Here is an 11,733-nt window from a genome sequence, read left to right on the forward strand (position 1 = left end):
GGAAGGGAATGTTAAGACCAGGCGTATATTCCGCCCCCGCCAGTGGAGAACGGGGCGTCGGTATAGCCAAGGGCCGCATGCAGTTGCTCGATTAGCGCGACTGCGTCCGCGAAGTGGCTCTCGGCGTTCTCCAGAGTGATGAACTGCTGCCATTCTGCGCCAGGGAGTGCGCTCGCTATCGACTCCCCATGCGCTACTTCGACCTCGACCTGCTCTGTGACGGTTCGCCCGTGAGCCATCGAATCGCGAAAGTCAAAGAGACGGACCAAAGAACTGTAAGGGCGCTCTTCCATCGTTGGAGACAGTCGCGCCGCCTCCGCGAAGAGCATGTACTTTCGGCGCTTGGAATAGCGCCGCTCAATCCGTTCCCAGTTCTCATGCCGCAGTCGCCCCAAATGATTTAGGTACGCCTCCAGCATGAAGGCCGAGTAAATCAGCGCGGACATGCAGGTATACAACTGGCCATCCCGCGACTCCCTGGCAAGGCGCAGCATGTGGCCTGCGCCAATCCACATGTACACGAACGTCTTTGTAGTGGACCTGCCTCTGATCGACGACGACGCCATGGAACCCCCGGGAGTGGAGGAGTCATTATCCGCAGGGAGGGCAGCATGCCCGTAGGTTGCATTGCTGCAGGCCACGCGATGTTCAAAAAAAAATTTAGCCGTGCCGCCACCTGTGCGCCCAAGGTCGGACGACGCGCGAGTGCATGGCTTAGCCAGTGCAGAGACAGGGCCTTCGCGCTCGTTCAGCCGCTGAAATATCTACAAGGCCCGGGACGCACAATCGGGCAGTCGCCAGCTACCCGCCTTGCTCAGGCCGCTGTAGCGGCTTCCTTCAGACGCTGGGACAGGCGGGACAGCGTGGAGCGTGAACAGCCAGTCGCGTCCACGATGCTGTTCCAGCTTTGGCCCTTCTCCAGCATGCCCATGATGGCCTCGTTCCTCTTCGTGTCTTCCTTCCGGCCCTTGTAGCCGCCCTCTGCCTTCAGCTTCTGAATGCCTTGCTGCTGGCGACGGCGGCGGTCGGTGTAGTCCTTCCGGGCGATGGCAGCCAGCATGTCCAGCATCATCGCGTTCAGGGCGTCCATCATGCGGCCCGTCATCTCGTCGGCGGCAGTGACCATCATCCACGAGGTAGGCAGGTCCAATGCAACCACGCGCACCTTGCGGGACTGGAGTTCTGTCTTGAGCTTGCTCCAGTCCTCAGCACTGAGGCGGGAGAGTCGGTCCACCTGTTCGCACAGGAGCACATCGCCCTCTTGGCAGTCGGCCAGCAGGCGGAACAACTCGGGGCGCTGGAGGGATGCACCAGACTCGTTCTCCACGTAATACGCAGCAACCTTCAGACCGCGATCCTTTGCGAAGGCCGCGAGGTCTGCCTTGGCGCGGGTAGCGTCTTGCTCCTTGGTGCTGGCGCGGAGGTAGGCCCGGACAAACATGTTCTTCGCTTTGCAGTTCGTTTTGGATGGTTCGTATTATGAGGGTTCGATTTGGGTCGTGCAAGGGTTTTTATCGAACCAACAAAACGAACACCTTGGAAGGTTCGGCTGAGGCATACCTAAATCGAACTCGGTTGGAGGCTCAGCTTGCTCGGGTAAAGTCTTGGAATGACGTGCTTTCCAACGACGATGAACGTTAACGTGGCTACGTTGATCGTTTTGATGCTTGCGGCAGTTGGTGTTGGCGCTGGAGCTGCAATCCTTCGTCCTTGGCGCAAATGGCTAAACAACCCGGCAGTAGTTCATTGGCTCCAGGAGATTGCGGTGCATGGGGTCTTCTACGGCTTCGCAGCAGCGTTGCTCTTGGGGCTGGACAAGTGCGAACCAAGCTGGGCCTACCCGGTCTATATAGTGGTGTACATCCTCGTGCTGGGCGGAATGTCCCTGTGGTTGGCCATCCATCATCAACGACTCGCCAAACCAGGTCATCTTTAGGAGACCCCAATGCTGGCGCTCTTTCTATTTAGCCTGACTCTCCTGGGATTTTTCGCGGTGCTTGGGGTGAGGATGGCCATGTCGTCCACTGTCCCCGAGCAGCTTAGAGAACCTGAGATGCATGGCACAGGCTCTCAAGCGGCGGCAGACGTAGTCAACAAGCTGCGCGGCGGCGCAGTAGCAGACATAAAGGCTGAACTCGATAAGATCGACGAAGTCATGCGGTTGATGAAGGACCTGGAAAGGTCGGGGCAGACAGTCGAGGGGAAGCCGCTGGTTCTGCATAGTCCCCAATTCGCCGGTGGAGGTGAGCTATTCGAACGGACCCCGTGGATGCGTATGCTTTGGGGCCGGAGCGGAGATGAGTTGGCCGAGCTTAGATCGTTGGAAGAGAAAGCTAAGGGAACCCTGGCAGCAGCATCCGAAGCGAACTTTTTCCTCGCGGGCCGTGCCGAGAGTGTGGCTGATGGTTTGAAAGACCTCTCAGCCAAAATCAAGGAGATCGAGGCGAAGCTGGCCAGCGTAGAGAAAGAAAGAAAGGTCTAACGTCGCAGAGCAACCTCATGGCTCGCGCTTAGGTGACGCAGACACGTTGCCGGTGCACACCAGTTGGTGCTGGCGTCGCCGCCACCTCAGTTGGCTCTCGCGAAACAGAAACGCTACTTGCTGAACGCCTCTCCAAGCGAGGCGCTCTGGTCTGCGAGGCCGCGGAGTTCCACCGCACGGCAAGGTCATGCGGGAGCATCACTCGTTTTCGCGGACCACGCATTCATCAGATCACACCGCAAAGGTGTGTCTCATTACCAGTGCTTTACTGCACTGGAGTAAGCGACAAGCCTACGCGCCTCTTGCTTGCAGCGTAGAAGGTCCGCACACCATTGCGGAGACGGAACATCAGAATTCGAAGGTTGTTCTCTGTCCACTCGCGTCCACGGATGGTCTTGTATCCCTCCCTATTCAGGATGTGGCAAATTTCGGCATAGCGGAGGCTCTCCGACAGCAGCCCCTTGATTCGCCACAGGGCGAGGTCGGCTTCGGTATAGGTGAGTGCGGTGAGTTCGTGACGAGTCATTGTTGTTGTCTCCTTTGTGTCGTTGTTGTTGGGGCTATGGTCCCGAAATAGCGATGCACCAACCGCCTGCGCAGTTAGCGGGCTGCTGGAGAAGCTGTGAAGTGATTAGGTGGCTCGACTTGAGCCGATGAAGAGCGCGTCTATGCGCCAGCTTGTCTTAGGGCGTCTATGCCTGTATGTCTGCGCGATTGACCATGCAGCAGCTTCAGCCCAGTCCCCATAGATAACCGTTAAGTGCCTCCGTGCATCGGTGAAATGCATCTGTGCAACAGCTATCGTGGACTGGACTTGACTGATTCACATGCTCTGCATGTCACTACCATTCAGGGCGAAGATTCGTTCCACAGTGGATTTTGAAGCCCCGTAAAGCTCGGGGTCCACCGACAGGCTGCATTAGGGGACAAGCCACCCGGCCCGTGCATCCACACGTTTTTAAGGCCGTCCTGCACTCTCTGAGTTCTTCTATCTGTAGGCGTAGTGAAATTTGAGGACGTGTAGTCACCGGAACCACCGGCGCTTGCCTCAAATCTGAACTACCGGGCCGAACCGCGCTTTGCCCGGACGCGCTGCTGTACTTCCCCGCGCTTGTCAGACACATACGAAAACGGCAATGCCGCCTCCGCCCCACCGGGTTAAGGTCCTACTCTCTGGGAAGGCGTCCTGATGTTCCAACCGCCGTCCCTGCTGGGGGATTGGCCATCAAAAAAGGAGCCGCTGGCTCCCTTCACGTCGGAATGCGTAATTCCAGCGTATATGTCCCATTATACCGGAAAGCTCGTAAGTGAGCAACAACTAACGTAGCTTTCCGGGGGTTAACGACAGGGCGAATTTGATTCTCCGCGCGAGATTGCTTAGTCCATGAGCCGAATTCTATCGCCTTGTATAGGAACGGCAGCCCCTTTGAGGCTGGGCCTCCCAATTCCGGCGATCCGGCTTAAACCTCCGCCAAGTCGGTGAGGTGCCGCTGGGAATGATTCGCATAGGTGTCCCACGTGGGCCTGTAATCCTCGTTGGCCTGATTTCCCCAGATCGCCCAACCTTCGCGCTCTCCACGGGCGAACATCTCAAGGAACGGACCAGGACTGCAGGACGTGATTAGCGGGTATTGCTCGTCGGGCTTTCGCGAATGCTCACGCTTGCGCGTGCACATGATGTTCACTTGGCTCCGCCCTGGCTTTAGCGTCCGGGCGTTCTTGCCCCGGGTGCCAAACAGAAGAATCTCGGTCACATTGCGGAAGTAGAAGCCGACGCCTCGCCCGTCAGGTCCGCCATCTTTCCGAATCTTTTGCCAAACGACGTTGGCTTTGTATTTGAAGCCCCAAGCCTCCATGACCTGCAGACCTTCCGGCAGGAGAGCGTTGGGGACCCACAGGTACAGGTGTGAAGTGTCTGCAGCCGCATTGGCGACGGGCAGTGCCTTGATATCGTCCAAGGTCATAGTCCCATAGCGATTCAGGCGCTTGTGCTCGGGAGCAACCTTCCCGGTCCGGTTTTGGAACTGCCACGGGGGATCAGCAAGAATCGTCTTGAACTTCCGGCCTGCGATGAAGTTTTCGAAGTCTGCCGATGCTTGGTTGGCGGCTTCATCAGTGCGGGTTTTCATGTTTCCTTAGAACTTCTGCCCACGGCGTGCAAACTCGTTCTCAAGCGCCGTGATGATGATTGATTGAACGGTCAGCCTCTCCTCGATGGAGAGCCGCTGTAGCTTCGTCCACCGGCTCCGAGGAAGACGGAAGCTCGTTTGAATGACCTCCTCCTGAGCAGCCAGGTCAGCGCCTGCTCTTGAGGAGGTTGCACCTTTCCGGCGCTTTGTGGTGGCCTCGGCTGATTGCATGAAGGTAGATAGCATGCCACCAAGGTAGGTTGGTAGCAAGTGGTGAAACTACCCAGGTAGGTCGGTAGCAGGGTAGTGTGGTAGCATTCTACCGTGGAGGTGCGGCTGCGACCAGTTGTTGCGTGCCTATGCGTCCACGAATTGCTCGTAGTAGAGCGGCAGCTTGAAATCGTCCCGCAGCTTCTGCAAGTAGGTCTCCGATTGCTTGTCGAGCTTGTGTACTGCCACGATTACAAGCCTGTCAACCTTGACCGGCTCCGCCGACCAGTACGCATATTCCAGCAGTTGGGGGATGGCCTGTCGGATGCACGCCTTGAGGGTCTTGCCGACTTTGATCTCATAGAACCAACGGAGCTTCGCTGTCTCGACGACTACGTCGATTGAAGTACCAAGGCCCGTGGCGACTTCGCAGCCGACGCAGTCCCGCCCGTGGATAGCGACCAGTTGTTCATCGAACTTGTTCTGGATGTAGTTGTGCAGGAGTTGGGCAGTTTTCTTCGTGAGGGGCGACTTCACGCTCACTGAACCGGTCTGCTTCGTCTTGTGACCGGCCTTGAACTTGTACTTGCCAGCAGGTGCGGAGTCCTTTGCGGCGTCGAGAAAGTAATCGGCATCTTCAAAGGACGGGGCGGTCAGCTTTCCGCTGGAGAGCCAAGCTTCGAACTGGTCCTCGTCGGTCGCGAAAACCTCATGGAAACCGTTATCAATCAAAAGCTGCTTCAAGTCGCCGGTGCCATCCCATCCCGCCGTCTTCATCTTCAGCGCCAGCAGGGTCAAGGCGAGACTGTTTAAGTCGGGAATCTTGAATAGGCGTTGAAGGTCGAAGTCCACGTATTGCTGCGTGTGCTTGGTGCTGTATCCAAGCTCCTCCAGCGTGTGCGCGAAGTTCGTGTACGCCTTGCCATCAAGTTCCACATCCCTCGTGATGCGTCCGGTGAAGTCGGACTTCGCCCCCTGCCGCATCGCCGCAATCAGCGTGTGATGGCTGAAGATGATCGCGATCAGGACCAGTGCGTTGATGGTCTCAGAGCCCCGCGCTTTCGCTTCCTTCCACACTGAGGGAACTGTAAGACCGGTCGTGCCAGCCGACAGGTTCTTTCGCGCTTGGACCTCTTCGATGTTGATGCCCGGCACCTTTCCCCATAACAGGGAAAGAACCTTGTCTGGATCGTGATCCCGGATGAGCAAAGCGATCTTGTGCGCACCGTGCTTGGTGAGCGACGTGCTGAGGCGGCTCAGATTGAGCATTGAAATCCCCTACCGTTGTTGTTGGACAGGCACCCCTCCCGCGCCCGGGCAAGCTGACGCCCAACTGCCGTTGAGAAGCCCTATCGGATCATGCCAACAGCCTGCAGCACGGTCACAACCGTCTCGGGTGTATTCGTTTACACCCTCAGCAAGCTGTGCCCGCCGGCCGCACCGATCTCCAGCGCGCGGCGCGCCGCGGCCTGTCCCTTCACGTCGGCGAGGTCCGGATAGAGCGCCGCCACCCGCGGCGCCATCGCGTGCAGCACGCACCAGCCGTCACCGTCCGGCTCCATCGCCTCTCCCGCCGGCGCGAAGTGCCGCACCACGTCCAGCAGGTGCCGCGCCCGCGCCACGCGCGCACCCGGCACCAGCGCGGCCTCCTCCGCGCTGCCGGGCGGCAGCACCAGGCAGGTCTGCACGCCGGCCGCCTGCAGGGCCACGCTGGTGGCGAGCGCGCCGCGCACCGGCCGCAATTCGCCGGACAGCGAGAGCTCGCCCGCGAACTCGTGGCCGGCCAGCCGGGCGCCGTCGACCTGTCCGCTGGCCGCCAGGATGCCGAGCGCGATCGGAAGGTCGAAGCGGCCGGAGTCCTTGGGCAGGTCCGCCGGCGCCAGGTTCACCGTGATCCTCTTGTTGTGCGGGAACTCCAGGCCGCAGGTGAGGAAGGCGGCGCGAACCCGCTCGCGCGCCTCCTTCACTTCGGTGTCGGCCAGGCCCACCAGCATGAAGTTGGGCAGGCCGTTGGCCAGGTGCACCTCGACCGTGACGGCGGCGGCCTCCAGCCCGACCAGCGTGCGGCTTTGCACCAAACACAGGCTCATGGCGTCCTTCCTCCCTGTTCGGGTGCATCGGCGGGGGGCATGCGCGCGAACGGCGCAGTGCGGCACCGCCATGGTGCGGCGAAATGGCCGCGCAGGCCTCCTCCGGCTTAACGGGGCGGCCTGGGCCGTCGCGGACGCCCTCTCCCATCCGGCAGACGGCTGGCACACGTCCTGCTAACGGGTGTGCAGGACCACCCCAAACAGACGGAGATCACTTCATGCAACGGAAACTTGTCGCCCTGGCCGCCATCGCCCTCCTTTCTTCCGGGGGCGTGATGGCGCAGGCCCGCACCTCGGCGCCGGAGCCGGAGTACACCTACTCCTTCAACGTGGGCGCGGTCACCGACTACCGCTACCGCGGCATCTCGCAGTCGCGCCTGCGCCCGGCCATCCAGGGCGGCGCCGACTTCAGCCACAAGAGCGGCTTCTACATCGGCACCTGGGCCTCCAGCATCCGCTGGATCGAGGACGCGGGCGGCGACGCCAGCGTGGAAGTGGACGTCTACGGCGGCTACAAGACGACCTTCGGCGACTTCGGCATGGACGTCGGCGTCCTGCGCTACCTGTATCCCAACTCCAGCCTGCCGGTGAACCCGAACACCACCGAGGTCTACATCGCCGGCACCTGGGGCCCCGCGACGCTGAAGTACTCGCACTCCACCACCAACCTGTTCGGCTTCGCCGACAGCAAGAACAGCGGCTACCTGGACCTCAGCGCCACGTTCGACACCGGCTTCTGGGGCCTGACGGTCACGCCGCACGTCGGCCACCAGCGCGTGCGCAACAACTCCGCCGCCTCCTATACCGACTGGTCCATCGGCCTGGGCAAGGACTTCGGCAACGGCCTGACCGCCTCGCTGGCCTATGTCGACACCGACACCGACGTGTACCTGGCACCCAGCGGCCGCAACCTCGGCCGCTCCGGCGTGGTGCTGGGCGTGAAGTACGGGTTCTGAGACCGGAGCCGCGTTCCAAAGGAGCCACCAATGAAACTCGTCACCGCCATCATCAAACCCTTCAAGCTCGACGAAGTGCGCGAAGCGCTCTCGGGCATGGGGGTGCAGGGCATCACCGTCACCGAGGTCAAGGGCTTCGGTCGCCAGAAGGGCCACACCGAGCTGTACCGCGGCGCGGAATACGTCGTCGACTTCCTGCCGAAGGTCAAGATCGAAGCGGCGGTGTCCGACGACCTCGTGGAACGCGTCATCGAAGCCGTGGAGGGCGCCGCCCGCACCGGCAAGATCGGCGACGGGAAGATCTTCGTGTACGACCTGGAGCAAGTCGTCCGCATCCGCACCGGCGAGACCGGCAAAGAAGCGCTCTGAGCATTTCAATATCCACCAAGAGAGCACCGACATGAGGAAACTTCTCGCGTCCCTGGGCCTGGCCCTCGGCCTGCTGGCCGGCGGCGCCGCCGTCGCCCAGGCCCCCGCCACGCCCGCGGCACCCGCTGCCGCCACCACCGCCGCGCCGGCGGAAGCCGCACCCGCGGCGCCCGCCGCACCGGCGGCTGCCGCTGCACCCGCGGCGGCTGCTGCCGCCACCGCAGCGCCCGCGGCCCCGGCTCCTGCTGCCGCCGCTCCCGCGCCCGTCCCGAACAAGGGCGACACCGCCTGGATGACCACCTCCACCGTGCTGGTCTTCCTGATGATCCTGCCCGGCCTGGCGCTGTTCTACGGCGGCTTGGTCCGCAGCAAGAACATGCTGTCGGTGCTGATGCAGGTCTTCGTGGTCGCCTCCATGATCCTGGTGCTGTGGGTGATCTACGGCTACAGCCTGGCCTTCACCAGCGGCAATGCCTTCATCGGCGGCTTCGGCAAGCTGTTCCTGTCCGGCATCACGCCCGACTCCATCGCCGCCACCTTCAGCAAGGGCGTGGTGATCCCGGAACTGACCTTCGTCGGCTTCCAGTCCACCTTCGCCGCCATCACCTGCGCGCTGATCGTCGGCGCCTTCGCCGAGCGCATCAAGTTCTCCGCGGTGCTGCTGTTCTGCGCGATCTGGTTCACGTTCGCCTATCTGCCGGTCGCCCACATGGTGTGGTACTGGGACGGCCCGGACGCGATCACCGACGCTGCCTCGCTGGAGACCGTGACGGCTGCCGCCGGCTGGCTCTGGGCCAAGGGCGCGCTCGACTTCGCGGGCGGCACCGTGGTGCACATCAACGCCGGTGTGGCCGGCCTGGTCGGCGCCTACGTGATCGGCAAGCGCCTGGGCTACGGCAAGGAATCGCTCACGCCCCACAGCCTGACGCTCACGATGGTCGGTGCCTCGCTGCTGTGGGTGGGCTGGTTCGGCTTCAACGCCGGCTCCAACCTGGAAGTCAACGGCGTCGCGGCCCTGGCCTTCGTCAACACCATCGTCGCCACCGCCGCCGCCACGCTGTCGTGGATCGCGGGTGAAGCGCTCTCCAAGGGCAAGGCCTCGATGCTGGGCGCCGCCTCCGGTGCCGTCTCCGGCCTGGTCGCCATCACCCCGGCCTGCGGCTTCGTCGGCCCGATGGGCGCGCTGGTCATCGGCCTGGCGGCCGGCGTGATCTGCCTGTGGGGCGTCAACGGCCTCAAGCGCATGCTCGGCGCGGACGACTCGCTGGACGTGTTCGGCGTCCACGGCGTCGGCGGCATCCTGGGTGCGCTGCTGACCGGCGTGTTCGCCTCGCCGTCCCTCGGCGGCACCGGCGTGTACGACTACGTGGCCAACAAGGTCAACCCCGACTACTCCATCGGCGGCCAGGTCTGGATCCAGTTCCAGGGCGTGCTGACCACGGTGGTGTGGTCCGCGGTGGTCGCCTTCATCGCCTACAAGATCGTCGACCTCCTGGTGGGCCTGCGCGTCACCGAGGAAGAGGAGCGCGAAGGCCTCGACATCAGCAGCCACGGCGAAACCGCCTACAACCGCTGACCCATGCAGCGCGGCGCGCGGTGGCACGCCGCGCGCAGTGAACGAGCAAGCAAGGATCTCCTTTGGATGTTGGGCCCGCCTCGGCGGGCCCCTTTTTTTGTCTCCGGCCCATGCACAATGGGACGCAAGGAGACAAGCGCATGATCGAACTGCAAGCCGGCCGGCTGCGCTGCGAGCTGCATCCCGGCCTGGGCGGCTCCATCGCGGGCCTGTGGATGGATGGGCAGCCGGTGCTGCGGTCGACGCCCGCGGCCCAGCTCACGAACGCACGGCTGTCGGGCTGCTATCCGCTCGTGCCTTTCTCGAACCGCATCGCCCACGCCCAGCTCGTCTGGCAAGGCACGCAGCACCCGCTGGTGCGCAACAACGGCGACGAGCCGCACGCCATCCACGGCGTCGGCTGGCAGCGGCCCTGGAGCGTGCTGGACCAGGACGCCACCACCGCGATGCTGGCGTACGAGCACCGGCCCGACAGCGGCTGGCCCTTCGCCTTCGACTGTTCCGACACCTTCCGCCTCACGCCTGGGGGGCTGGAGCTCACGCTGGCCATCACCAACCAGGCGCCGCTGCCCGCACCGGCCGGCCTGGGCTGGCATCCCTACTTCACCAAGCGGCCCGGCAGCCGCATCGCCTTCCGCGCCGGCGGCCGCTGGGAGATGGGGCCCGACAAGCTGCCGACCGGCCGCGTGCCTACCGGGGGCCTGGACGCGGAATGCGAAACGCTCGACGTCGACCACTGCTTCGACGGCTGGGACGGCGTGGTGCAGCTGCGCGACGCGGTGATGCAGGTGCGCGTGCGGTCGGACCTCACCCGCCTGGTGGTGTTCACCAATGCCACGCGGCCCTTCGTCGCGATCGAGCCGGTCAGCCACGTGAACAACGCCATGCAGCTGCAGGCTGGCGGCGCGGCGGGCGAGGACCTCGGCATCCGCGTGCTGCAGCCGGGCGAGACGATGGTCGCGCAGATGGCCATCGAGGTGGAACCCGCGCGATGAAGTGGGAGGTGGCGGTCGCCACGCCGGACCAGGTGGGCGAATCGCCTTTCTGGCACCCGCGCGAGCAGTGCCTGTACTGGGTCGACATCCCGGCGTGCCGGGTGCGCCGCTGGAATCCGTCCACTGGCGCCGGGGAGCACTGGGACTTGCCGCAGGAGCCGGGCTGCATCGCGCCGGCGGCGAGCGGCGGGCTGGTGCTGGCGCTGCGCGACGGCCTCTACCGCGCCCGCAGGTGGGGCGGGCCGCTGGAGCCGCTGGTGCGCTTCCAGCACGGGACGCACACGCGCTTCAACGACGGCAAGGCCGACCCCGCCGGCCGCTTCTGGGCCGGCACCTACTATGAGCCGAAGGACGCGCGCAAGGCCGACCTCTACGCCATGGACTGCCGTCCGGACAACGGCAACGGCGGCCGTCCGATCGTGCAATTGAAGGCGCACAACGCCACCAGCGCGAACGGCCTGGCGTGGTCGCCCGACGGGCGCACGGTCTACTGGAGCGACACTGCGCAGCACGCGATCCACGCATGGGACTGGGAAGCGGGCGCCAACGTGATGCGCCGGCACCGCATCTTCCGGGCGTTCCCCGCGAAGCCCGCCGGCTGGAAGCCCGGCCAGGCCGGCTACGGAGGCCGTCCGGATGGCGCGGCGGTGGACGCCGAAGGCCACTACTGGGTGGCGATGTTCGAAGGCGGGCGGCTGTTGCGGATCGCGCCGGACGGCCGGGTCGCCGCGGAGTCCGCCGTTCCGGCGCGCTGTCCGACGATGCCGTGTTTCGGCGGCGGGGACCTGCGCACGCTGTACCTCACCACCGCGCGCCATGGCCGTGCGCCGGAGGAACTGGAAGCGTTCCCGCACTCCGGCTGCGTGTTCGCGGTCCGCGTGGACGTCCCCGGCCTGCCCACCAATTTCTTCATCGACTGAGCCGCG

At 63.6% G+C, this 11,733-nt stretch carries 11 protein-coding genes and 1 pseudogene; 7 read left to right on the plus strand and 5 right to left on the minus strand.

The features are described 5' to 3' along the window. Positions 1 to 11: 11 nt before the first annotated feature. Entirely contained in the window at positions 12 to 521 is a 510-nt protein-coding gene (locus IM787_RS08870) for a hypothetical protein (protein ID WP_193676259.1), read from the minus strand. A gap of 293 nt (positions 522 to 814) precedes the next feature. Then, the gene (locus IM787_RS08875; protein ID WP_193676260.1) at positions 815 to 1,441 is read right to left on the minus strand and encodes a recombinase family protein; all 627 of its coding nucleotides are present in this window, start codon (positions 1,439 to 1,441) and stop codon (positions 815 to 817) included. A 201-nt stretch (positions 1,442 to 1,642) separates the two neighbouring features. On the opposite strand from IM787_RS08875, the gene IM787_RS08880 reads away from it, so the two are divergent. Both IM787_RS08880 and IM787_RS08885 read left to right on the plus strand, forming a co-directional pair. Next, positions 1,643 to 1,936 (plus strand): hypothetical protein, encoded by a 294-nt coding sequence (locus IM787_RS08880; protein ID WP_193676261.1) that lies wholly within the window; start codon positions 1,643 to 1,645, stop codon positions 1,934 to 1,936. Positions 1,937 to 1,945: 9 nt separating this feature from the next. Next, positions 1,946 to 2,482 (plus strand): hypothetical protein, encoded by a 537-nt coding sequence (locus IM787_RS08885; RefSeq protein WP_193676262.1) that lies wholly within the window; start codon positions 1,946 to 1,948, stop codon positions 2,480 to 2,482. A 1,460-nt stretch (positions 2,483 to 3,942) separates the two neighbouring features. Here IM787_RS08885 and IM787_RS08890 read toward each other — a convergent pair. The 3 genes and pseudogenes from IM787_RS08890 to IM787_RS08900 all read right to left on the minus strand — a co-directional run. After that, positions 3,943 to 4,611 (minus strand): MT-A70 family methyltransferase, encoded by a 669-nt coding sequence (locus IM787_RS08890; protein ID WP_193676263.1) that lies wholly within the window; start codon positions 4,609 to 4,611, stop codon positions 3,943 to 3,945. Between the two features lie 357 nt (positions 4,612 to 4,968). After that, positions 4,969 to 6,090 (minus strand): hypothetical protein, encoded by a 1,122-nt coding sequence (locus IM787_RS08895; RefSeq protein WP_193676264.1) that lies wholly within the window; start codon positions 6,088 to 6,090, stop codon positions 4,969 to 4,971. A gap of 140 nt (positions 6,091 to 6,230) precedes the next feature. After that, positions 6,231 to 6,911, minus strand: a pseudogene (locus IM787_RS08900) (magnesium chelatase domain-containing protein); the annotation flags it as partial. A gap of 218 nt (positions 6,912 to 7,129) precedes the next feature. On the opposite strand from IM787_RS08900, the gene IM787_RS08905 reads away from it, so the two are divergent. The 5 genes from IM787_RS08905 to IM787_RS08925 all read left to right on the plus strand — a co-directional run bounded on the left by IM787_RS08905 (position 7,130) and on the right by IM787_RS08925 (position 11,727). Beyond that, on the plus strand, positions 7,130 to 7,867 hold the full coding sequence (locus IM787_RS08905) for a TorF family putative porin (protein ID WP_193676266.1): 738 nt from the start codon (positions 7,130 to 7,132) through the stop codon (positions 7,865 to 7,867). Between the two features lie 30 nt (positions 7,868 to 7,897). Further along, complete coding sequence (gene glnK, locus IM787_RS08910; RefSeq protein ID WP_193676267.1) at positions 7,898 to 8,236, plus strand: P-II family nitrogen regulator; 339 nt, start codon at positions 7,898 to 7,900, stop codon at positions 8,234 to 8,236. Between the two features lie 31 nt (positions 8,237 to 8,267). Then, entirely contained in the window at positions 8,268 to 9,812 is a 1,545-nt protein-coding gene (locus IM787_RS08915) for an ammonium transporter (protein WP_193676268.1), read from the plus strand. 140 nt (positions 9,813 to 9,952) lie between these two features. Further along, a complete protein-coding gene (locus tag IM787_RS08920) occupies positions 9,953 to 10,807 on the plus strand; it encodes an aldose 1-epimerase (protein ID WP_193676269.1) in 855 nt (284 codons plus the stop codon). Beyond that, the gene (locus tag IM787_RS08925; protein WP_193676270.1) at positions 10,804 to 11,727 is read left to right on the plus strand and encodes an SMP-30/gluconolactonase/LRE family protein; all 924 of its coding nucleotides are present in this window, start codon (positions 10,804 to 10,806) and stop codon (positions 11,725 to 11,727) included. The genes IM787_RS08920 and IM787_RS08925 overlap by 4 nt, the downstream gene beginning before the upstream one ends. Positions 11,728 to 11,733: the final 6 nt, after the last annotated feature.

This window comes from Ramlibacter pallidus, assembly GCF_015070875.1.
GTDB lineage: Bacteria > Pseudomonadota > Gammaproteobacteria > Burkholderiales > Burkholderiaceae_C > Ramlibacter > Ramlibacter pallidus.